Origin of the sequence: Eximiradius sp. (genome assembly GCA_937127445.1) — a bacterium.
In the GTDB taxonomy this organism is placed as follows: Bacteria; Bacteroidota; Ignavibacteria; order Kapaibacteriales; family UBA2268; genus JAKIZO01.
Genome location: CAKZLY010000014.1, coordinates 132,074 through 155,637 on the forward strand (window position 1 = coordinate 132,074; position 23,564 = coordinate 155,637).

At 39.1% G+C, this 23,564-nt stretch carries 13 protein-coding genes; 5 read left to right on the forward strand and 8 right to left on the reverse strand.

Translation table 11 applies throughout. The features are described 5' to 3' along the window. Positions 1-45 precede the first annotated feature (45 nt). The 3 genes from AC6QZF_RS03320 to AC6QZF_RS03330 all read right to left on the reverse strand — a co-directional run bounded on the left by AC6QZF_RS03320 (position 46) and on the right by AC6QZF_RS03330 (position 7,024). A complete protein-coding gene (locus AC6QZF_RS03320; RefSeq protein WP_499798458.1) occupies positions 46-1,254 on the reverse strand; it encodes a porin in 1,209 nt (402 codons plus the stop codon). 244 nt (positions 1,255-1,498) lie between these two features. Then, positions 1,499-6,244, reverse strand: coding sequence for a PAS domain-containing sensor histidine kinase (locus AC6QZF_RS03325; RefSeq protein ID WP_499798459.1), 4,746 nt, complete (start codon positions 6,242-6,244; stop codon positions 1,499-1,501). Between the two features lie 18 nt (positions 6,245-6,262). Continuing rightward, positions 6,263-7,024 carry a TorF family putative porin gene (locus AC6QZF_RS03330; RefSeq protein WP_499798460.1) on the reverse strand — a complete coding sequence of 254 codons (762 nt, stop codon included), beginning with the start codon at positions 7,022-7,024 and terminating at the stop codon, positions 6,263-6,265. 513 nt (positions 7,025-7,537) lie between these two features. On the opposite strand from AC6QZF_RS03330, the gene AC6QZF_RS03335 reads away from it, so the two are divergent. Beyond that, a complete protein-coding gene (locus tag AC6QZF_RS03335) occupies positions 7,538-8,824 on the forward strand; it encodes a Glu/Leu/Phe/Val family dehydrogenase (protein WP_499798461.1) in 1,287 nt (428 codons plus the stop codon). Between the two features lie 72 nt (positions 8,825-8,896). Here the strand turns inward: AC6QZF_RS03335 and sucB are convergent, their stop codons facing one another. After that, positions 8,897-10,612, reverse strand: coding sequence for a 2-oxoglutarate dehydrogenase, E2 component, dihydrolipoamide succinyltransferase (sucB, locus tag AC6QZF_RS03340; RefSeq protein WP_499798462.1), 1,716 nt, complete (start codon positions 10,610-10,612; stop codon positions 8,897-8,899). Positions 10,613-10,763: 151 nt separating this feature from the next. Between sucB and AC6QZF_RS03345 the strand changes: the two genes are divergently transcribed. Then, on the forward strand, positions 10,764-12,077 hold the full coding sequence (locus tag AC6QZF_RS03345) for a Clp protease N-terminal domain-containing protein (protein WP_499798463.1): 1,314 nt from the start codon (positions 10,764-10,766) through the stop codon (positions 12,075-12,077). A 149-nt stretch (positions 12,078-12,226) separates the two neighbouring features. On the opposite strand, the gene AC6QZF_RS03350 is transcribed toward AC6QZF_RS03345, so the two are convergent. From AC6QZF_RS03350 to AC6QZF_RS03365, 4 genes are all read right to left on the reverse strand, one after another. Next, positions 12,227-12,652, reverse strand: a complete 426-nt coding sequence (locus AC6QZF_RS03350; RefSeq protein WP_499798464.1) for a DUF3788 family protein — start codon at positions 12,650-12,652, stop codon at positions 12,227-12,229. 28 nt (positions 12,653-12,680) lie between these two features. Next, on the reverse strand, positions 12,681-12,917 hold the full coding sequence (locus AC6QZF_RS03355; protein WP_499798465.1) for a hypothetical protein: 237 nt from the start codon (positions 12,915-12,917) through the stop codon (positions 12,681-12,683). 5 nt (positions 12,918-12,922) lie between these two features. Next, positions 12,923-13,291 (reverse strand): DUF2200 domain-containing protein, encoded by a 369-nt coding sequence (locus AC6QZF_RS03360; RefSeq protein ID WP_499798466.1) that lies wholly within the window; start codon positions 13,289-13,291, stop codon positions 12,923-12,925. Positions 13,292-13,423: 132 nt separating this feature from the next. Then, entirely contained in the window at positions 13,424-15,925 is a 2,502-nt protein-coding gene (locus AC6QZF_RS03365) for a sugar phosphate nucleotidyltransferase (protein ID WP_499798467.1), read from the reverse strand. Positions 15,926-16,082: 157 nt separating this feature from the next. On the opposite strand from AC6QZF_RS03365, the gene AC6QZF_RS03370 reads away from it, so the two are divergent. The 3 genes from AC6QZF_RS03370 (at position 16,083) to lepA (ending at position 23,562) form a co-directional block, all read left to right on the forward strand. Further along, on the forward strand, positions 16,083-20,267 hold the full coding sequence (locus AC6QZF_RS03370; protein ID WP_499798468.1) for a choice-of-anchor D domain-containing protein: 4,185 nt from the start codon (positions 16,083-16,085) through the stop codon (positions 20,265-20,267). A gap of 92 nt (positions 20,268-20,359) precedes the next feature. After that, positions 20,360-21,355 carry a type I glyceraldehyde-3-phosphate dehydrogenase gene (gene gap / locus AC6QZF_RS03375; RefSeq protein WP_499798469.1) on the forward strand — a complete coding sequence of 332 codons (996 nt, stop codon included), beginning with the start codon at positions 20,360-20,362 and terminating at the stop codon, positions 21,353-21,355. A 401-nt stretch (positions 21,356-21,756) separates the two neighbouring features. Then, positions 21,757-23,562 carry a translation elongation factor 4 gene (gene lepA, locus AC6QZF_RS03380; RefSeq protein ID WP_499798470.1) on the forward strand — a complete coding sequence of 602 codons (1,806 nt, stop codon included), beginning with the start codon at positions 21,757-21,759 and terminating at the stop codon, positions 23,560-23,562. Positions 23,563-23,564: the final 2 nt, after the last annotated feature.

Here is a 23,564-nt window from a genome sequence, read left to right on the forward strand (position 1 = left end):
GAAATGGAGACGGATTATTTAAAAAAATTCATTTTTTATTTTTAGTTAAATACCTATTTCTGTGTTAAATCTAAACAACCAATTTTTAGAAACAGCTGACGTTTGCTTGTTTTCAGCTGTGTTGTGTGTAACTTCTAATTGAAATTTTGCTCGATGAGAATGCAGATAATAAGTAGAATTTAATGTTATATGTCTATTCCATTCAGCATCTTTCAGACCGTAGATTTTGCTTTGTGGTTCGACAATTGCCAATCGAGCTGCAAGTTCAATATTATTATGAAAAATATATGATGCTTGCAATAGATAGCCATCACCAACGTAAACATACTGAATATTACCATTTTGGTCTTTTGTGATTGGGTTTTTCGAGCGGCGGTTAGCATACTCGCCATAAACAGCAAATCCGTTGTATTTAAACATAAAGTCGGCAAAAGTACCTGTCATATCGCGTGGTTCGTAAAGCTTTTTGCCGAGTTGCCCGCGGGTGCGAGTAGATTTCTTATTATCAGAATATGCTGCAGCAAGCGAAAGCTTTGGAGTTTTCTCTCGAGCTAAATCACCTTCGAAATAGTCGCCGCCATTTGTGAATTTACCAAAAGGCAGTAGCTCAAGCCGGGCGATGTAATCAAAATTAGCTCCATCCATTTTCGGTGCATAGCGCCCATCGCCGGTGGAGACAGCTGTCCGCAAATTGTAATTCATACCTAAAATAGAATTTGAGTAATTTGTTTGTATTCCAAAGTCTCTATCGAGAGTAAATTTGGAATTGACAATCGAACGTTCAGCAAATTGCAAATCGCCAGACGAAACAATACGTTGGCGGTTGCCTGGTAACTTGGTTTGCCCGATTCCTATTTGAAAATTTTTCGAAAAAGCCCAAAATACCATCGCATCGCGAATGATGTTTGGATATTGAGTGTCTTCGTAGTCGAGATCTCCACGAGCAAACGAAAGTTGCAAATTGAACGTAAGACGCGGTTCGTAGAGAAACCCACCAAAACGCAAACGCAACCGACGAACACCTAACTCGGAGTTTGCTATTTCAAAATCATCTTCAGATTTTGTATTTAACGTAATTGAGTTTTGAATACGAAATCTCAGTATTACTTTTGTTAAAGTATCGGGAGCAATAAATTGCATCCCAGCTTCATCAAAATCGAAGCTTGCTGGAGAGCGACGCGTCTCTTGCGAACTTAATTTGCCTGTAAATATTATAATTAACACAAAGCAAACGATAATTAATTTTAACTTCATAATCTATACGAAAAATTAATTTTACATTTACAAAAAGAACAAAAATAATAAATTACAGGAATTTATTATTAATTTATTTATAATCGTATAATCGTAGAGATACTATGCATTGCGATTATGTGATAATAAAAACTACAATTAAAAGAGGAATATCGGCAATGATATTCCTTAAAGAAGTAAGAGATGTTTTTTTGTTATTTCAGATGTAGCGTTTTTGCTCACCAAAAAGCAAGTTCGTGCAAAACTAAACTTTAATTAACGGGACTGTGAAATAGAACGTAGTACCTTCGCCTTCGGTGCTTTCTAACCAGAGATTGCCGCCGTTTTTCTCGACAAACTCCTTGCAAAGGATTATTCCCAGCCCACTGCTTGGTTCGTCTTCTGTCCCTTTGCGCGATGTTTTGACGCCAATATCGAAAAGTTTATCAATTAAATCTTCTGGCATACCAATGCCATTATCTTTGACAGAGACAACAACCATATTGCCGTCAATTTCTGCTTTTATGTGGATTGAACCTCCGCGCGGGGTAAATTTAGATGCATTAGAAAGTAGATTGCGCAATACAGTATCTAACATAGGTCTATCTGCATAAACAAAAATATAATCGGGAATAGTGATGTGAAGTTCCTGATTTTTTTGTTCAATGGGTCCTTTGAGCATATATGCGCAAGCGTCAACAACTTCTTTCAAGTAAAGTTCCTCAGGTTTGAAATTAATCACGCCTCGTTTCAATCGCGACCAGGAAAGGAGATTTTCGAGCAGCTTAAATAAGTTTTCAGCCGAACTATACAATTCCTTAGCATATTGCTGAACGTCTGCCATCTTAATTTTATAGAATTGTTCTGATAGTATTTTTGTAATAGACAAAAACGAATTGAATGGAGATCGCAAATCGTGAGAAATAATCGAGAAGAATTTGTCTTTTTCACGATTAGCTTTTTCAAGCTCTGTGTTTGTTTTGATAAGTTCTTGCTCGGCTCGTTTCCGTTCGGTTATATCGCGAGCAGAAACAATTAAGCAATCTTTACCGAAATAGTTTCCTTTGTTGATTGAAATATCTTTGGGGAATATTTCACCGTTTTTACGAATACCCCAGAATTCAAGGTGTTTTTGGGTACCAGTTGTAATTACCTCAAAACCGATTTTCTGTAGGAATTCTAAATCATTCATTCCAGGAGCTGACACTTCAAAAAACTGTTTACCAATGAGTTCTTCTCGCGAATATCCATACATTTTTTCGGCACCAAGATTGACATCAAGGAAAGCCCCATTTTCATCTATTACATATATTGCTTCGGAAACGGAATTATAAATGCTTTCGTAAGTATTTTTGGTATCTTGAAGAAGTTTTTCTGCTTGTTTGCGCTCAGAAATATCACGAGCAATAGCAATAATACAGTCTTTGCCGAAGAATTTGCCTTTGTTCAAAGAAACATCTTTGGGGAAAATTTCGCCATTTTTACGAATTCCCCAGAATTCGAAACTTCGCGAAACGCCATCTTTTTTTACTTGCTCAAATATTCGGCGGACTTCATCCAAATTGTTCATACCCGGTGCCGATACATCAGCAGGATTTTTCCCGATAAGTTCTTTTCGGGAATAACCGTACATTAGTTGAGCACCTAAATTAACTTCTATGAATGTTCCATTTTCATCTTGTATATATATAGCTTCCGCGACTGAATTGAAAATGCTTTCGTAAGTTTCTTTCGCCATCAAGAGTTCTTGCTCAGCTTGCTTGCGTCGAGTAATATCAGTATGCGAACCAGCCATACGAATTGGTTTATTGTCCTTGTCTCGAACTGCTACTCCACGCGATAGAATCCATCTCAAAGAGCCGTCCTTATGCTTCATTCTAAATTCAATTTCGTAATCATTTACCTTCCCTTCCAGATAATCATTCAAATGTTTATTAACTTTTTGCAAATCGCCTTCGTAGATTAATTTATGGAAGGTTTCTTCATTGTCTGGTAACTCGTCTTCGTTGTAACCTAATATAGATTTCCATCTCAGAGAACGATAATGCTTGTTAGCCAAAATATCCCAATCCCATATCCCATCATTTGTCCCTTTGATAGCAAGGTCGAACCTTTCATATGCTTTTCTCAATTCTTCTTCTATTTTTTTGCGATTAGAAATATTTCTAACAGAAACAACAAAGCGGTGTTTATTACCAACGTCAATATAATGAGAACTTACCTCTACCCAGAAAAGGCTACCATCTTTTCTTTTGGCAAGCCATTCAAAAGTTTGCGGACCTTCCTGGCGTGTTTTAGTAAGCCATTTGATAGCGTCTGCTTGAGAGTATGGTGGTTCGCCCTGGCTGAGTTCGCCAATAGGAGTTTGCAAAAGCTCCTCGTACGAATATCCGTACATTTCGCAAGTAGCTTGATTGACGTCTATTATTTCACCTGTATCGGCATCGTCGACAAAAATTGCATCAGTAACGGAGTTGAACACAGCAGATAAATATTCTTTATTTTCCCGGAGTTCTTCTTCGATGCGCTTGCATTCGGTTATGTCTCTCATAAAGTTAATAGTAGTGGGCTTATCGTCCCATTCAACAAGAGATGTGTTTATCTCAACATTTCTAATTTCGCCGGTATTTCTAACAATTCTGAATTCATATGTTTCTTTTTCAGGAATAAGTCTTTGTAATCGCTTAAAATGGCGTTCTAAAACCATTTGTCTGTCGTCTGGATGAATATATTCAATAAATGGTGTGTTTTTTATTCGTTCCATCGAATAACCCAAAAAATCAAGCACTTTCGGGTTAGCCATAATAATTTTGCCATCTCTTGCAAGAAATATCAGTTCGCTAGCGTTTTCTATAACAAGGCGGTACTGCTGCTCGCTTTTGCGGAGCAATTCTTCTAATCGCTTGCGATCAGTTAAATCGAGCATCGAGACAACGCTACGTTTAGTATTCGGAATGACGTTTGCAAAAAGCAATACATCTCGGACATCACCTTTTTTGTTAATTAATTTTACTTCGTATTTATTAGGTGCCATTTTGGGGTCAATTCGGTGAAGGGTATGATATTTAAGCATAATATCGAGCGACTCTTTGGCAACATAATTCGTCCATTTAGTGCCGACAAGTTCTTCTGGGCTATATCCAGTATCGTGAAGACATTGCAAATTTGCTTCAAGAATTGTCCCATCTTCATCTACAACCATTGTGACTGTTCCAGTTGCCTCGAAAACTGATTTATACATTGCTTGGCTACTTTGCACTATTTTTTCTGCTTCTTTGCGTTCAGTTATATCACGAATTGTAACAAGTGTGCCCAAAAATGAACAAGTTTGATAAACAACGCCGTTGAGCTCGCCATAAAAACGAGAACCATCTTTGCGTTTCATTAATAGTTCTAGATTCTTAGTCTTTCCCGTATATTCTAATGTAACTCGGAATTCTCCAAGAGCCAAAGGAATAGAAGATTCGTCAAGAAAAACCGTGAATTTTTTGCCAATCATTTCATTTGGCTCATAACCGAAGATTGATTTAGAAGCTGGGGAAACATATGTGATAACACCCTGGCTATCTATAATAGCAATAAGCTCGGACGAGTTTTCAGCTATAGAACGGAATTTTTCTTCGCTTCCTCGAATTTGCTCTTCTGCTTGTTTTCTGGCGGTAATGTCGCGCACTGTTGCCTGGAAAGAAATCAAGTTGCCTCGTTCATCGAAATTTCTGGTAATAAGTTGCTCAACCCAGATAATCGACCCGTCTTTTTTTCGCCATCTTTCTTCAATTTTTGATGGTAAGAAATGATTTTTTATGACAGATGTAAAATACTTAATGTTTTCTTCGTCAAATACTAACTTCGGATAGAAATTAGGTTCATTATATATTTCTTCAATGTCGTATCCTGTTAAGACTTTGCAGGATGGGGATATATATTCAAAATGAGGTTCTGGAAATAAACTATACACATAAATTAAGTCTGTAGAATTTTCAGCAATCAATTTGTATTTTTTCTCGCTCTCTTCTAATTCAAAGTTGATTTTTTGAAATTCCCGGAAAAATATTATCTGCCGAAGCATAATTAAGAAAATAGTTGCTAAAATAGAAATTCCAATTGTGCCCGGATTTAAAAAAGTATCGTTTCGCATTACATAATAAAATGAAAAAACAGCAACTATAAGAAAAATATACGGGCTGTACGCCATCCATTGAATGTTTTCAGGTACTATTTCATCAGAAGTTTCTTTTTGTGTGTTTTCAACATAAGCAACTGCTGCAAGCCCACAAAAGAGATAGGAAATAAAATATGTAATATCAGAAATATGACCTGTGTAGTATAAACCATCAGCATTCAGGAATGAGTAAATAGTGTCAGCAATTATAATAACAAATAACCCAATTGCCAAAAGTAAAATTACTTTTGTATCGGCTTTGTTAATTTTACTGAAAAGTATATATATTATTGCCCACAGAACAATAAAATCACCAGCAGGATAAAATATTGATAATACTTTCTCTAACAAGCTTTCGTTATTATTCAATATCGGACCAAACATAAATTCAGCAAAAATCAAAAAAGACGACATCAGAACTACAAGCATTTCAAGAAAAACTATGTATTTTCTCTCTTTGCTATGTTTTCCTGTTGGGAAAAGAAACATTGCAATGAGTATTAGGGGATAAAATGCTAAATAAAATGGATCTGCTATGGATGGGAACGGGGTTTCGTGTGATACAATTTCAAGATAGTTATAAATCACTTCGCCTACTAAATTGAAAAGAAAGGCAAAAGCAAGCAGCAGCCAGAACCTGTAATAATCCGGTTTCGTTGCTGATACTTTCAGAGCTAACATCATCATAAAAATAGCAAACAAATTGCCACCTATTGTAGCAATATTAGAAGCAATTATTCTTGCCGTAGAACTTGTTGAAAATTGCAACAAAAAGAGCTCAATTATTGTTACTATTGCTAACAAAATACTAATTTTTTGAACAGATATTTTCTTTATGAACCCATTCATAGCTTACCAGCCAAATACTTAATTATAATATGATATTTTAAACACTATATAGTTTTTCTTTAAGTGTGCATTATACACTTCGTCCAATCCAAATTGCAAAGCAAAGTTATCAGTAAAATTAACTCCACGAGAAACCGAAATGCCTGTGTTGATTAGTTCAAATTTTTCAGTGTTCACGCCATAATACGCACTTTTCCCTTTTGCTGCTCCTACAAAAGCGTTAAATGAAAGCGTCGCCAGCTCAAATGGATAACTTGCCTCTATATACAACGAATTATCGTTCGGCAAGTCGTTCAAAATGTTATTTGCAAGCAAAAGTTTTATTGGGAACACTTCCGTTGGCACATAAGAAAACGCCGCTTCGAGCGTGTGCGCTCCTTCGCCTTTGTCCTTAAAATTGAAGAATTTTAGTTTATTTGAGGGAAAGTAATAATCCGTAACAACAATACCAAATTCGCCAAAATCGGTAGAAATACCGTAAGATAATGAGTAATCGGCTTCAATATAGTTCTTTTTAAGTCCAAATGACGACCAGATACCAAAGCCAAAGGAGCCATAGTTTTCCGTTGAATAGTTGAAATTAAGGGAAGGCTGAAACTGAGGGTTGTTCTTGCCAGCAAGTTCACAGCCTCGCCAGACGTATCGATTGACTAAATCAGCACCATAAGTAAATTCAAATCCTGTTGTATTTTCTTCTTCTTGCGCTTTAATATTTAATGAGGGAAAAATTAAAGTAACCGCTATCAAGCCCAAAAATGAGAATTTGTAAAATAGTTTCATAAGTTTTCTCCAATTATTAGGAATACAACTAAATTTAATTATATAATAGTTTATAAATTTAATTTGAAATGCAATACCCTTCCCCAAAATTATCACTGAAAATATGAAATATTCCTAAATATTAAAATTAATTTTGGCTAATAATTTTGTTAAGTTCAGTTCATAATATTGTTCTGCACATTATTTTTGAAAAATGAGCAAAAACAAAACATAGTAATTCCAAATAAAGCAAACGAATGTTCAATAATTATGTTTTATATTATGAAAGACAAACCAACAAGTAACAAAAAAGATTACTTCATAACCTTTCGAAGGTTATGAAACTTCCCAATAAAACAAAATGAACAAAATAGCACAAACTTAATATTTTAAATTCCGTTTCTCATATTCAAGTCAAATTTTGTTTTTTCGTATCAAAAATTTACATAAATTGCAATACTATAATAAACAAATTTGTTAATTTATAATTAATAAACGGGATTACCCGATTATTTAAAAAATTGTGAGGAATTTATGGCTACTGGTTCATTCAATCCGTTTCAAATGGCTCAGCAACAATTTGACCAAGTTGCGGAAAAATTAGGTTTAGATCAAGCAACTCGCGATTTGTTAAGAAATTCCAACCGCGAAATTCATTTCAATATTCCTGTTCGTATGGATGATGGTTCTTACAAAGTGTTCCGTGGTTTCCGCTGCCAGCACAACGATGCGCGCGGACCTGCAAAAGGCGGGATTCGTTTCCATCCACACGAAACAATTGATACAGTTCGTGCTCTTGCAATGTGGATGACTTGGAAAACTGCCGTTGTAGATATTCCTCTTGGTGGTGGTAAAGGTGGCGTTATCTGCGACCCACACAATTTATCAATGAGAGAACAAGAGCAAATTTGCCGCGGTTGGGTGCGCGCGGTTGCTCCGCTTGTTGGTCCACTTCAAGACGTTCCTGCACCAGACGTGATGACTACAGGTCAGCATATGATCTGGATGCTTGATGAATACGAAAAAATTACTGGAATCAAAGCTCCGGGCTTTATCACTGGCAAGCCTCTTGGCGCTGGTGGTTCGCTCGGCAGAACAGAAGCAACCGGTTTCGGCGTTATCTACACTGTTCGCGAAGCTTTGAAAGAAATGAATATAGATATTGCCAAAACTACTGCTGCATTCCAAGGATTTGGCAATGTTAGCCAGTTCGCACTAAAACTTTACACTGAACTTGGCGGCACCGCTATTTGCGTTTCCTGCTGGAACCATCACGAACAAAAATCATTCACTTACAAAAAAGCAAGCGGTATTAATTTCGACGAATTGATTTCAATTACTGACCGCTTTGGCGAAATCGACGTCAATAAAGCTCGTGAACTCGGTTACGAAATTCTTCCTGGTGAAGCTTGGATCGAACAAGAAGTCGATATTTTAGTGCCTGCTGCTATTGAAAACCAAATCAATGCTGAAACTGCTCCAAAAATGGCTAAATCCGTTAAAATTATTGCTGAAGGCGCCAACGGTCCTACTACTCCGGAAGCAGACGAAATTATCAAATCTCGTAATATTTGGGTTATCCCAGACTTCTTGGCTAATGCTGGTGGTGTTACTTGCTCATACTTTGAACAAGTTCAATGCAATATGAACTACTTCTGGTCCAAAGAAGAAGTTCTTGAAAAATTAGACCGCAAGATGACAGAAGCATACCACGCTGTTTCAAATCTTGCCCGCACTCGCAACATTTATATGCGTGATGCTGCTTATATGATTGCAATTTCACGCGTTGCTGAAGCTTGTAAACTTCGTGGCTGGGTATAATCGATTATTAAACAAATAAAAAACCTGCGAAGTAAATTTCTTCGCAGGTTTTCTTTTTCATAAAGCAGCAATCTACAACATAATTGTTTCTTCGGTCATATTTTCGAGAATTCTAATCGCCTCGGCAAGCCACATACCAGCAAGCATTCCGTCTATTACACGATGATCGTATGTAATCGAGACATAAGCCATGTCTCTTACTACTATAAGATGCTCGCCATCGAATTCTTTCACTATTGGACGCTTCTTTATTGCACCAATCCCCATAATTGCAACTTGCGGCTGATTTATTACAGGTGTACCGAAAAGCGTACCGAATGTGCCAACATTTGTAATTGTAATTGTACCACCTTCAATTTCATTCGGAAGTAGTTTCTTGCTGCGAGCGCGAGTTGATAAATCTGTAATTGCTTTCTGCAATCCTGACAAATTCAAACTATCAGCATTTTTGATTACCGGCACAATTAAATTACCATCATCGAGTGCGGTTGCAAAACTCAAATTAATTCGCTTATGCCGAATAATGTTCTTACCATCAACTGAAACATTTACCATCGGGAATTTCTTTGTCGCTTCAATTGCAGCAAGAGCGAAGAAAGGTGTATATGTAAGTTTTATACCTTCACGCTTTTCGAATTCTTGCTTGAATTTTTCACGGAAGCGCACTATGCCAGTTACATCAGCTTCGCCAACACTGGTAACGTGAGCGGAAGTATGCTTCGAATGAACCATATGTTCTGCTATTAATTGGCGAACACGATCCATTGGGATAATTTCCACATCTGCATCGTTATAAACGATTGGTTTTGCTGGCTGCTTAGTTTCCGCAACAGTAACTGTTTCGCGTACGACAGGCGTTGCCGGTGCTTTAGATTGCACAGCAACAGATGGGGTAGGTTGTGTTGTTGTTGGTGCTTTACCTCTGCTTTCTATATATCTCAGCAAATCGTCTTTTGTTATTCTGCCATCGACACCCGAACCTTTGATTGAGAGCAATTCTTCAAGCGAAACTTTGTTCTGCTTTGCAATTTCGCGAACAAGCGGCGAGAAAAACTTATCACCCACACGAGCAGGTATCTCGAATGTTTTTGCCTCTACTGCTGGAACACTTGCCGTTTGCTGTGAAACAGGCTGCTGAACAGTTGAAGATGGTTCCGACTTGATTTCCGGTGCTTTTGCAGTAACCGCAGCAGGAGCCGTTGCTACGCCACCAGTTGAAATACGAGCAATAACAGTTCCAATCTCTACGGTAGTGCCTTCTGGAATAAGTATTTCCGAAAGCACACCGCCCACTGGTGCCGGGACCTCGGTATCTACTTTATCGGTTGAGATTTCCAGTATCATTTCATCGCGTTCAATCGCGTCGCCTACTTTCTTAAACCAGCGAATTATTGTGCCTTCTTGTAGCGATTCGCCCATCTTCGGCATTACAACGTCAACAAGGTTTCCACTTGCAGTTTGTGGAACAGATTGAGCCGTTGCGGGTGGAGCTGGGACAGGTATTTCAGCAGCAGGTTTAACTTCGGTTGTTTGTTGCGGAGTTGCGGATGCTTCTGTTTCAATACGAGCGATAACAGTTCCAACCTCTACGGTAGTGCCTTCTGGAATAAGTATTTCCGAAAGCACACCGCCCACTGGTGCCGGGACCTCGGTATCTACTTTATCGGTTGAGATTTCCAGTATCATTTCATCGCGTTCAATCGCGTCGCCTACTTTCTTAAACCAGCGAATTATTGTGCCTTCTTGTAGCGATTCGCCCATCTTCGGCATTACAACGTCAACTTTCATTTTATTTATCCTTGAATTAATTATGAATTTGTTTAATTGTAACTAATTATGATTTTTGACGAAACAAACACACATTTAATTTGAGTAAAATAAAAAATTTAAATTTTTTCATAATTCATTTCGTCTATACATAAAAATAAAGGAGCTTTATATGAATTTACAAAAATTAACTTTAAAGGCACAGGAAGCGGTGCAGGCGGCTCGCGAAATTGCCGAAAGTAACGGCAATCAAGCAATCGAGCCAATTCATTTGTTTGCTGCAATGGTGCAAGATTCAAGCGGGATTGTCCCAGATATTCTTGCAAAGTTGGGTGTTAATCTAACTTACCTGAAAGTAAAGATAACAGAGTTGCTGGATAAAACGCCCAAAGTTAGCGGTGCGAGCGGAAGCAACCAATATGTGTCGCCGCAACTCAATCAAACTTTCGATATTGCTTTCAAAGTGGCAACCGAACTGAAAGACGAATATGTAAGCACCGAACATATTTTAATTGCTTTGTCCGAGCAAAAGAACGAACTCGGTAGTTTTTTGAACCAGCAAGGCGTTACAAAAGAAAACATGTTGAAGGTGCTTCGCGATGTGCGTGGCAACCAGCGAGTAATCGATCAAAACCCTGAGGATAAATATCAAGCCTTGAAGCGATACGGTCGTGTGCTCAACGAAGAAGCGATGAAAGGCAAACTCGACCCCGTCATTGGTCGTGAAGACGAAATACGGCGTGTTTTGCAGGTGCTTTCGCGTCGCACAAAAAATAATCCCGTTTTGATTGGCGACCCAGGTGTTGGAAAAACAGCAATAGTCGAAGGCATTGCACAACGTATTGTTGCAGGCGATGTTCCCGAAACCCTTAAAACAAAACAGATTGTGGCTCTCGATATGGGGGCATTAATTGCCGGAACAAGTTTTCGCGGACAGTTCGAAGAACGCTTGAAGGCTGTTATACGCGAAGTTACAGCAAGCGAAGGCGAGATAATCCTGTTTATTGATGAATTGCACACTCTAATTGGAGCTGGGGCAACATCGGGCGGCAGTATGGATGCTGCGAATATTTTGAAGCCGGCACTTGCACGTGGCGAACTGCATTGCATTGGCGCTACCACTTTGGATGAATATCAAAAATACATTGAAAAGGACGCAGCATTGGAGCGTCGTTTCCAGAAAGTATTTGTCGATGAACCAGATGTTGAGGATACTATTTCGATATTGCGAGGTCTGAAAGAAAAATACGAAGTTCATCACGGCGTACGAATTACAGACGGAGCAATTGTCGCTGCTGCGGAGCTATCGCACCGTTACATCACCGATAGATTTCTACCCGACAAAGCAATTGACCTTATCGACGAAGCCGCAAGCAAACTGCGACTGGAAATTGATTCTATGCCTGAAGAACTGGACAACATCGATAGAAAAATCCGTCAGCTCGAAATAGAGCGGCAGGCACTCCTGCGTGAATTAAATGTGTAGAGGTGTGAGGTTGCGCACAACTCAAAGGTCTTTACAATTGCTAAGACGAGCCATACCTACGGAGGTGTGGTTCGTTTATTTAGGTTGCGATATTAAATAATCTTGTTTGGAAACGGTTGAATGGTTAATTCGCACATTTATTTCAGAATTTATTTGCTCGCTATCTTTAATTTCATTACTTTTTCAAAATCAACAAGTGCTTCTTTTGACCTTATCTCAAATATGCACGGTTTTGATTTACCAACGTTATTAGTACTTACTATCTTATCTTTTGTTGTCTCAGAAATATCAAGTGCCAAAACTGTATCTAATAATTTTAAAGGAAAATATATTGTTGCCTGAATGTAGTTTTTCCAGACAGACATCCAAACAATTGTTCTTTTCTTTTTCTGGACTTTACATAACCAAGCCTTACCATCGTGATAGTATAGCCATTCATAGTTCATTTCGTATTTTTGAAAAAGTTCGAGCAATTCAAGATAACTTTCATATGATTGACCTAGTATGCTATTAAGCACAATTTCATCAGGATAAATATTTTCATCTCTCAGTTCAATATTATTTATTGTTTCCATACGATTCTCAATAATTTCTTGCAAGTTCCTACTTGTTTGATTTTTCCCCAGTGTTGCATTGCATAAACAGTCGGTTGAGCGTGAGATTAACAGAGTTATAGTGGCGTGGTTGGTCGTCGGCGGGTGGCGGAAGGTAGATTGTTTTGCCCTTGTATGATTTGAATATGCCCGTCGAATACCAAACTGTTTTGTCTAATTGAGCATAGCGAATGCGTATTTGGTCTGCAATTATCTCACGATTGCTGCCCGAACCTTTAATCACCATTGTTTTTATAAGCTTGCCCTTAAAATTTTCTCTATCTTTTTTCCTTTTGCCAATTCGTCAACAAGTTTATCTAAATACCTAACTTTTCTCGTTAGTTCGTTGTCTATGTCTTCTATGCGATAACCGCAAATTACGCCCTTTATTAGATGTGCATTTGGATTTAATTTTGCTTGCCTGAAAAACTCTTCAAAAGTTGCTTCTTGTTGAATTAATTCGTTAATTCTATTCTCATCAAAACCTGTTAGCCATTCAATGACTTTATGCAGTTCTTCTTTAGTTCTACCTTTGCTTTCGACTTTTGTTACGTAATGCGGATAAACCGAGGCAAAAGTCATTTTAGCAATTCGTTCATTAGGGTCTGTTGCTGCTTTCATTTAATATACCTTTTACAAAACTTCACTTGATTTTTTGGTTAACATAGTCAAATCATTTGTGATAATATCGATTATTTTATTATAAATTTCTAAAAAAAATAGGCACGACATTTGCCGTACCCAAATTAAAATTTATTCTTCTTTCCATTTTTCGACCAGATTAGCGTATTTGTTGCATAGCGAAACTGCTGTTTCGTAGTCGTCCGCTTCTCCGTAAACAGTGAAAATCGGGCGCTCCTTCGATGGCAGCAGCAATGCACAGATATTGCCGTCGAATACCTTTACTCCTTCGACCAGCTGGCGTTGCATACCTTCTGAATGTTCCATCGCGTGCCTCATCACGGTGCCTTTAGCATTCCAAGGGACACTCACATCTTTGCTAAAAACAAACCGTTGCGGTAATTTTTCGTCGAGCGTGGAAATCTTGCAATTTGTTTGTGCAAGCATCTCCAGTATCTTACCAAGCGAATACATACCATCAGAAGCGAAAAGGAAATCCCGGAAAATAAAGCCACCCCAAACTCCACCAACAAACAAAACATAATCGTCGAGCGTTGCATCCATCATTGCGGAGTGCGAATTTTTGATGCGGACTACCTCAACATTGTAATCTTTTGCAATTAGTTCGATTTCCTGCGAAGCCACAATAGAAACCGCTATCTTGTATGGCTCACGATGACGATTTGTTTCGAGAAAGAGCTTTGTTACAATCGAAAGCAAACGCATCGGATGGTACCAGGTACCTCTTTCGTCTATTATAGAAATTTTTTCTGCACCAGATTCTATCCTGAATCCGAGCTCATATCCAAGCGATCGCATTATTTTCCCAGTTTCATCTGTTGCTGAATGCTGCGACAATGGGTCGGGATGAAACATAGTCGAATCTACATAGTTATTCAGCGAAATCGCTTCGACGCGTAGCTTGCCAAGCAAACTTGGTAAGATAGTTGAGGCAAGCCCGTATGAATAATCAACAAGTAATTTATATTTTCGATTTTTTATTATTTCTACGTCCAAGGAATCGAGAAAACGATTTATGTAAATTTCGTTAGTCCTTTCGGGATAAGATATTTTACCAATTTGTGAATAATGAACGCGCTTAATGTCCTCGCCAAAAAAGAAACGCTCGATTTTTTTTGCCATATTGATAGAAATATCCCTGCCATCTTTGTTGAAGATTATTATATCAGTTTGGTCGGGATCGCGTGGAGAACGTCTTACGTGGAGACCACCATCGTAACGCCCTGTTCGCAATTCCTGACGAGTTTGTGGAATTGAAGTAGTTTGCAAGTCGCTAATATTAACCCCGACAGACGCAATTCCAGCAGTAATCGAGCGCTTCATAATTCTCGAAATGTTCGATGCGTCGCGCGAAGCAAGCAACCGAGCCTTTGTCCCGAAGGCAAGTCCCAATGCCGCACCTAATTTTGTTCCAAAGTCGGGATGTATTTCAATGTTTGATATCCCAGATATTCTTGCATCCGTGAATATCTCGCGTTGCCATTTCTCTTCTTGTATTAACGAAAACGAAACCGAGGCACCTTCCTCAACGTGCTTGTCGGGCCACAATTTGATGTTGGATTTCAAAATTGCATTGTCCCCGATTTTGCAATTATCGGAAATGAAAACATTTTCGCCGACAACAACTGAATTGCCAATTTCAACATGGGAGCAAACCACATCATCGGTCATTTTGACAAAGTCGCCAAGTTTACAATTATTCCAGAGTGTTGCCCTGATTAACTTAACTCCGTTGCCAATTACGCAATTATCCCCGATAGTGCAATCGATGAGTTCAGAGTATTCGCCAATGGCAACATTGTTGCCAACGAGCACTTTTCCACCAAATTTAGCAGTAGGAGCAATGTTGCAGTTACTGCCGCGTGTCAGGTTGCCCTGCTCGACGCCTTTTTTCTCAACGTTTATTACTCCTATAAGAGCGTCGTATTGTCCGATAATGTATTCATCTAAATTGCCGACATCGCGCCAATAACCATCGGCTATATAGCCATAGAGCGGCATTCCGAGTTCAAGCATTTTGGGGAACAAATCTTTGCTGAAATCGAATTCTTCACGATATGGTATCATATCGAGTACTTCGGGTTCTAATATATAGATGCCCGTATTAATGGTGTCAGAGAACACCTGTCCCCAGGAAGGTTTTTCGAGGAAGCGGGTGATTTTCCCTTCAGCATCGGTCATTACAATTCCGTATTGGAGCGGGGTATCGACGCGGGTTAGCAAAATAGTTGCTTTGGCATTTTTGCTTTCGTGAAATTCAATTGCCTTCGACAAATCAAAATCGGTAAGCACATCACCACTGATAATAATAAAACGTTCATCCAGGAATTCGTAGGCATTTTTTACGCTTCCGGCTGTTCCATAGTCTGCTGTTGCCTGAACATAATCCATATCTACATCGAAGCGGCTACCATCTTCGAAATAATTTGTTATTTTTTCCGGTTGAAAATATAGCAACGAAACAATTTGATTAATTCCGTGTTTTTTTAACAAATTAACTATATGCTCCATCATTGGGATATTAACAATTGGCACCATCGGCTTTGGGATGTTCATTGTAAGCGGACGTAATCTTGTGCCAAAACCACCTGCCATAATGACTGCTTTTTTCATAGAAACCTCGACTAATTTTTGAGTTAGGTTGAGTGTGCTTATTTAGGACGTTTCAAAAAACGCTTTTATTTGTAAATATATTTAACATTTGGAAAAAAATCAAATATTTTTTTGATTTATGTTTCTATATTAACAAATAATTAATTTTATTTCTTTTATGAAAAAAATTCTGCTTGTTATAATATTTTTATCAACATCTTTTAATCTATTCCCGTTTGGTTATTGGGAAAAGGTTAATTTGCCACCTCCATATAATTCAAACTATTGGCTTGACATATATTTTTACCCTGATAATCCTCAATATGGCTGGGCTTGCGGATTTAATGGCATGGTTGTGCGAACAACCAACGGAGGCTCAACCTGGCTTGGTTCAATGGTTCAAGGCGCTTATCATCTTGAACATATTCACTTCCCAACCTTGCAAATCGGATACACTTCTGGAGTCGAAGGTATTTTCAAAACTGTAAACGGTGGTGCTACCTGGTATGATATTACCCCCGACCAACTCCAAACATATTGGGGCTGCTGCTTTCTGAATGCCGATACGGGCTGGGTGGTGGGCGGTGGATGTGCCGATGATGTCCAGCGTTTCTATCGAACAACTAATGGTGGTGCTTCTTGGATACTCTTTCTTGCAAACGAACCAAATTCGGGTATGACTGACCTCATTGTTTATCCCGATGGCAGTGGATATGCAGCAAGCAGTGGCGTTATTTGGAAAACAACTAATATGGGCGGAAGTTGGTTCGTTCATTCCTACACCGGTTCAAAAGTGTGGCACGAAGAAATAACTCGTGTGGGAAATTCCTTCCTCATTCCGGCGGCGGGCACTACTTGCTCGGGTGCAGGAAATATCGGCGGAATACTCTTTTCCACCAACGATGGCGCTTCGTGGAATAGGACAATTGTCCGAGCTCCGTTATTTGGCACTTTTCTTACTTCGACAACGACGGGCTGGGCTTGCGGTTACGACCGTCAGGTGTATTATACAAGCAATGGTGGACTAACCTGGGCTGAATACAATTGCGGTATTGACGAAGGCAATCTTGATGATATTTGGTTCATAACTCCTTCCAACGGTTGGGTTGTAGGCGAAGGCATTTATAAACTTTCACCACCTTCGGCATCTGCCAATCCGCAAAGTGTTTCATTCGGCAATGTTTGCCTTGGGCACTCCCCGCTCGATACGGTGTGGGTTAAGAACCTATCTTTTTATTCATCAGTTGCACAATTTTATATTTCCGGGGTTAATTCTGCAGATTTCGAAATAATTTCGCCATACTCGACAGAAGAAAATCTCACTTCGTGTGGCAATCTCCCGATAATTATTCAATTCAAACCTAGCTCGGTTGGAACTAAATACGCCCAACTAAATATACAGCTAAATGGCAAAAATATCATCGTTCCGCTCGAAGGTAACGCTGTTTATTCTGAATTACAGGCAGACAAATACGAAGTTTTGCTAAATCCAATCGCTTGCGGTTTCCCGACTATTGCAACTTTCTACTGGACAAGCACAGCAATCGACACATTAGAGCGAATACAGCAAATTTCTGGTAATCCGGCAATACAGCTGGCAACTAGTTTGCCCATCAGATTGTCCCAAATTCCTGTTACTACAAACTTCTCAATTAATCCACCCGACACCGGTTGGTATAATGCTACTTTTGAGGTAAGAACAAAACTTTGCGACAATGTCAAGTTCGTTACTATCAGAGCTTATGCTGTTTCTCCAATAATAAATGCACCGATCGAACTCTTGCGGTCTATCGATTGTGCCACAAATACGCAATTTCGCATTCCAATTGAGAACTTGGGCAATTCTAATCTTATTATTTCGAGTATTAATTTTACTGTTTCGAACCCATCATTCTCAATAATAGGGCTGGCAAGCGGACAGGCTATTCCTGCTACAATCGCCATCGGACAAAGCGACACTTTGATTGTTGCCTACGATGCAACTCTCGGTGGTAGCAATACCGCTCGACTTGAAATTCTTAATAACGATGGCACTCGTGTCTTTGGACAGAAAAACCCTTATTATGTGAATTTGCGAGCAAATTTCAATGCTCCTTTGATTTCGCCGAGCCCAATTTTTATTGATTTTGATACAGTTTGCGTTGGCTCGTCTCTGCAAAAAACATTTATATTGCACAATACTGGTAATTTGTCTGCTCGATTAGAAGGGATCTCTTCAGAAGACGATAAAATTTCTCTATCGGCTGAAACGCTCGAAATTGCACCGTCGCAGCAGAAATCCTATGTGCTTAATGCCATAATAAAGCAGAAAGGCTTCTTTTCGGATACAATTTCGATTAAATACGAACCCTGCGAAAAAGAAATTTTGCTGATAGTTCAAGGACTTGCCGTCGAAAGTCATCTCGAAGCCTCTCCGAACGAAATTCGTCTGGCTAATTTAGTCGGAACACAATCAGAAAATGAATTAATCATCAAATCTTTGTCGAACATACCGCAAAAAATTAGTAAAATACAAATTTTACCGCCAGACTTGCCAATTGAAATTGAATTTTCTCAGAACCTTCCCTTATTTATCCAAGAGAACGAAGAACTTATATTGCCTTTTGCAATTCGTTCAAATATAGAAGGAAAATGGGACTTCACAATTTGCTTGGCGACCGAAGGCGTTTGCCCGACTGATATTTGCGTGCAGGTTGAGTTTGTTTCCTTCTTAAATTTTATTTCTGCCGATACTGATACGCTGAATTTTGGCATAACAACCTGCAACCCTAAAGAAGAACGTATGCAAATTTCACTGAAAAACGAAGCAGCTGTCATAGACACAATTGCTTCTATTTCGCTTGCTTTCGATAATACACCTTTCTATATTATTTTGCCGCCCAATTTGCCTGTTTTATTAGCACCAAATCAAACTTTGCGGCTGAACGTAGGATTTTTCCCAGCAGCGGAAGGACGATTTGAAAACGTTCTGGTAATTAGAACGCAAGGCATTAACCCACAAACAATTGAAATACCTATTGTTGCTGAATTTCGCAAAAGCATTCTGGCAACTAATCGTGCCTTTATCGACTACGGAAAAGTCGAAAAATGCTTCTCGAATATACAGGATACTCTTGTTATTACTAATTATGGCTTGCTTGAGGATACTCTTATTCTCTCTACGCCGACTTCTAACATAATAAAAGTGTTGTTCCAGAACGAAATACCAATACTTGCGAACTCAACTGCAACTATTCCGGTTGAACTCGATATTTCTGCTATGTCGACAGTGGGGTTTTATTCATCGAGCATCACAATTCGGAGCAAATCCTGTAATACTTCATTCGACATAAATTTTGTTTGCCGAAAAATCGAAGCGAATCTGTCGGTTACCCCAGCAGTGCTTGATTTTGCGTCAGTGTGGATGGGCGAAAACAAAACATTATCTTTTGAAGTATCGAATAATTCAGACGAGCCAATACAATTCCGAATTATCGGCATAGTTCCTGAAAGCGTTGAATTTGAATTTGATACCACAGTTTATAAATTAGAGCCAGGTCATAGAATAAGTAATGAAGTTGCATTCACAGCAAAAACAGTTGGCAACAAATCTGCGAGCCTGCTTATTGAGGAAATCACAAATTGTTTGGACACTGTGAGCATCGGTTTGAATGCAGACGTCCCGCCCGAAGTGTATTTTCCCGTGCTTATTCTTGATGATTATGTAGCAAAGCCTGATGATACTCTTAATATTCTTGTTCGTCTTGATACAGCACTGCCTAAACTGCGTCCCGAAAAGGTCAGGTTCGCAATCAGTCTCTCGCGACTTCTTTTCGAACCGCTCGCACTTACAGCAACATACGACACTTATCAAAAATTGAGCTTCGAATATAAATATAACACAATATTTTTCGAGGTAGATGCAGCACAAGAAATTTTCCAAAAACCCGGCACTTTGTTTGCAATCAAAGGTATTGTTTTGCTTTCGACACCAACCCAAACCCCTATTAAATTCGAAAATATTTCAATATTTTCCGACAAGCAAGTAACTCCAATTGCAATAAACGGCTCGCTTACAATTGCAGGTTATTGCAGTGCCCGCAATTTCACAACCATTCAGTATTTGCCGCACATAAAGAATATCACTATGAGCGTTGCCAATGATAATTTAGTGATTGATTATGAGCATTTCGGCGAACAGACGTCCGAAATTTCTATAATTTCTTCTATCGGCGAAAAAATTTCCGAAAATAAATTCACTCTTAAAAATGGGACTAACAATTACACTTGGAATATATCAAGCCTACCGAACGGGGTTTATTTTGTTACTCTGCAAACGCAATCAAATGAAGTAATTTATAAAAAAATATTAATTATTCGTTAATCAAAAATAATTGTTAATTAGAAAATAATAAGAAATTATTGCGTCTATTAAAACACTAATAATGTGTTCAAATTAAAAAAAAGGAAAATAAAATGGCAATTAGACTTGCAATTAATGGTTTTGGAAGAATAGGCCGTTTGGCTTTCCGCGAGCTTGTAAAAAGAAATGCAGATGTTGAATTTGTCGGCATCAACGATTTAACTGACGCTGCAACACTGGCTCACTTGCTCAAATACGATTCTGTTCACGGTCGCTTCCAGGGCGAAGTTACCGTTGAAGGCAATGAATTAATTGTTAATGGCAAGCGTATATTAATTTCAGCAGAAAAAACAATAGAAAGCATTCCCTGGAAAGATGTCGATATAGTGCTCGAATCGACGGGCGTTTATACAAATCGTGAAGCACTCGAACGCCATATTGCTGCAAGTGGTGCGAAGAAAGTTATCCTCTCAGCACCTGCAAAAGGTGATGTCGATGCTACAATAGTTTTAGGCGTTAATGATAGCATTCTGACAGGCAACGAAAAGACAATTTCTAATGCTTCCTGCACAACAAACTGCCTTGCCCCGATGGTGAAAGTGCTGCACGATAATTTCGGCGTTCAAAGCGGCTTTATGTGCACAATCCACGCATACACAAACGACCAGCGAATTCTGGACTTGCCACACAAAGATTTGCGTCGCGCTCGTTCCGCTGCAATTAACTCAATTCCTACAACAACCGGCGCCGCCAAAGCTGTGGGTCTTGTTATTCCTGAATTGAAAGGGAAACTGAAGGGCTACGCTGTGCGCGTCCCTGTTCCCGATGGCTCGATTACTGATTTTGCGGCTGTGCTTTTCCGCGAAGTTACAGTTGAAGAAGTCAACGCAGCTATGAAAAAAGCTTCAGAAACGTATTTGAAAGGAATTATGGAATATTCCACTGACCCGCTTGTTTCAACTGACATTGTGGGCAATCCGCATTCCTGTATTTTTGATTCTTCTCTGACAGATGTTCAAGGCAATTTTGTTAAAATCGTGGGTTGGTATGATAACGAATTCGGCTATTCCTGCCGCATTGCTGATTTAATTTTGAAACTCGGCAAATAGTAATAAACATCAAAATATGCAATTCTTTTGCAGTCGAGGCACGCCATCGCGTGCCTCTTCGTATATATTTTCACCGCCCGAAATAGAGACGCACCGCTTACATCCCCGCGTAATTAAAAAACAACAAAGTGTAATCAAAAAGGTGCTTTCAATATAACGACATCTCGGAGAGAAACTTGGGGGATTTTGGAGGACAATATGCTTTTCGTCTCTACAAAAGACAGTTTTTTTTATCAAAAATGCTAAATATTTGCCTGGCTGTTTCCATCAACAATTATTTTTACATCGTTTTGCACTTACGCTTCTTAATCGGGTAATGATTACATTTATTCTAATTTATTATTATTTCACAAGTTAATTTAGTATATTTGTAGCTTGTAATTTAGGCTATAATTTAAAAAATGGAAAATTTTCGCAACTTTTGCATTATTGCTCATATAGACCACGGTAAATCTACTCTTGCCGATTGCCTCTTGATGCGTACCGGAAGAGTTACCGAACGTGAAATGGTTACAAACCAAATTCTTGACGACAACCCACTCGAACAAGAACGCGGTATTACCATCAAACTTCACGCTATTCAGATGGATTACACAGCTCGCAACGGCAAGCAATACACTCTCAATTTAATCGATACTCCCGGACACGTTGACTTCTCCTACGAAGTCTCCCGCTCGCTTGCTGCTTGCGAAGGTGCTATTTTAGTGGTCGATGCAACACAAGGCATCGAAGCCCAAACTATTAGCAATCTCTACCTTGCTATTGAACACAATCTGGAAATTATTCCCGTAATTAACAAAATTGACTTGCCGAGTGCCGAAACCACAATTGATAAAGTAAAACAGCAAATTATCGACCTTATCGGATGCAAAGAAGAAGAAATTTTGCTTGCCTCTGCTAAAAAGTCTATCGGTATAGACGAAATTTTGGAAGCTATTGTCGAACGTATTCCCCAGCCGAAAGGCGACCCATCGGCTCCACTCCGGGCTTTGATTTTCGACTCCGTGTTCGATTCTTATCGTGGTGTGATTGTTTATATCCGCGTTTTCGATGGTGTCCTTCGCGAAAACGACAAAATCTACTTTATGGCAACCGATATGACCTACGACGTTGAAGAAGTAGGAATTCTTTATATGAAACGCCACCGTACCAGCGAACTTTCCGCCGGGAATGTCGGTTATTTTATAGCAAATATTCGTGATTTGCACGACACTAAAGTTGGCGATACAGTTACTCTCTTCAAAAATCGTTGTTCGGAACCAATAGCTGGCTTCAAAAATGTCAAGCCAATGGTGTTCAGCGGTATTTATCCGGCTGATTCCGATGATTTCGAAGATTTACGTGAGTCGCTGGCTAAACTCTCGCTTAACGATTCGGCTATCCAATACGAACCCGAAACTTCAAGCGCTTTGGGATTTGGCTTCCGCTGCGGTTTTCTTGGGCTTCTCCATATGGAAATTGTTCAGGAACGCCTCGAACGCGAATTTAACCAGAACATTGTTACAACTGTTCCAAACGTTCGCTATAAAGTTATCAAAAGCAATGGCGAAGAAATTTTCATCGAAAATCCCGCTCAATTACCAAGCCCGGTTGAAATTGAAGAAATTCAGGAACCGTATATCAAAGCGCAAATCATTACTCCAAGCGAGTATATCGGCAATATTATGAAACTATGTATGGATAGACGCGGCACTCTCATAAACACTCATTATCTTTCTGCCGACCGCGTTGATATGAGTTGGGAATTGCCACTTGCCGAAGTTGTTTTCGATTTCTACGATAAATTGAAATCTACTTCTCGTGGATATGCCTCGCTTGACTACGAATTTCACGATTATAAGCCCGGCGACCTTGTAAAACTCGACATTTTGATTAATGGCGACCAGGTCGATGCCCTTTCCTCAATTGTTCATCGCTCCAAAGCTTATGAATGGGGCAAAAAACTTTGCACAAAGCTGAAAGACCTTATACCTCGCCAAATGTTCGAGGTTGCTATTCAGGCGGCTATCGGCTCGAAAGTTATTGCTCGAACCAATGTCAAAGCACTTCGTAAAAACGTTCTTGCAAAGTGTTATGGTGGCGATATTACCCGAAAACGCAAACTTTTGGAGAAACAAAAGGAAGGCAAAAAACGTATGAAACAAGTAGGGAATGTCGAAATTCCACAAGAAGCGTTTCTTGCTGTTCTAAGTATTGATAAAGATTAATT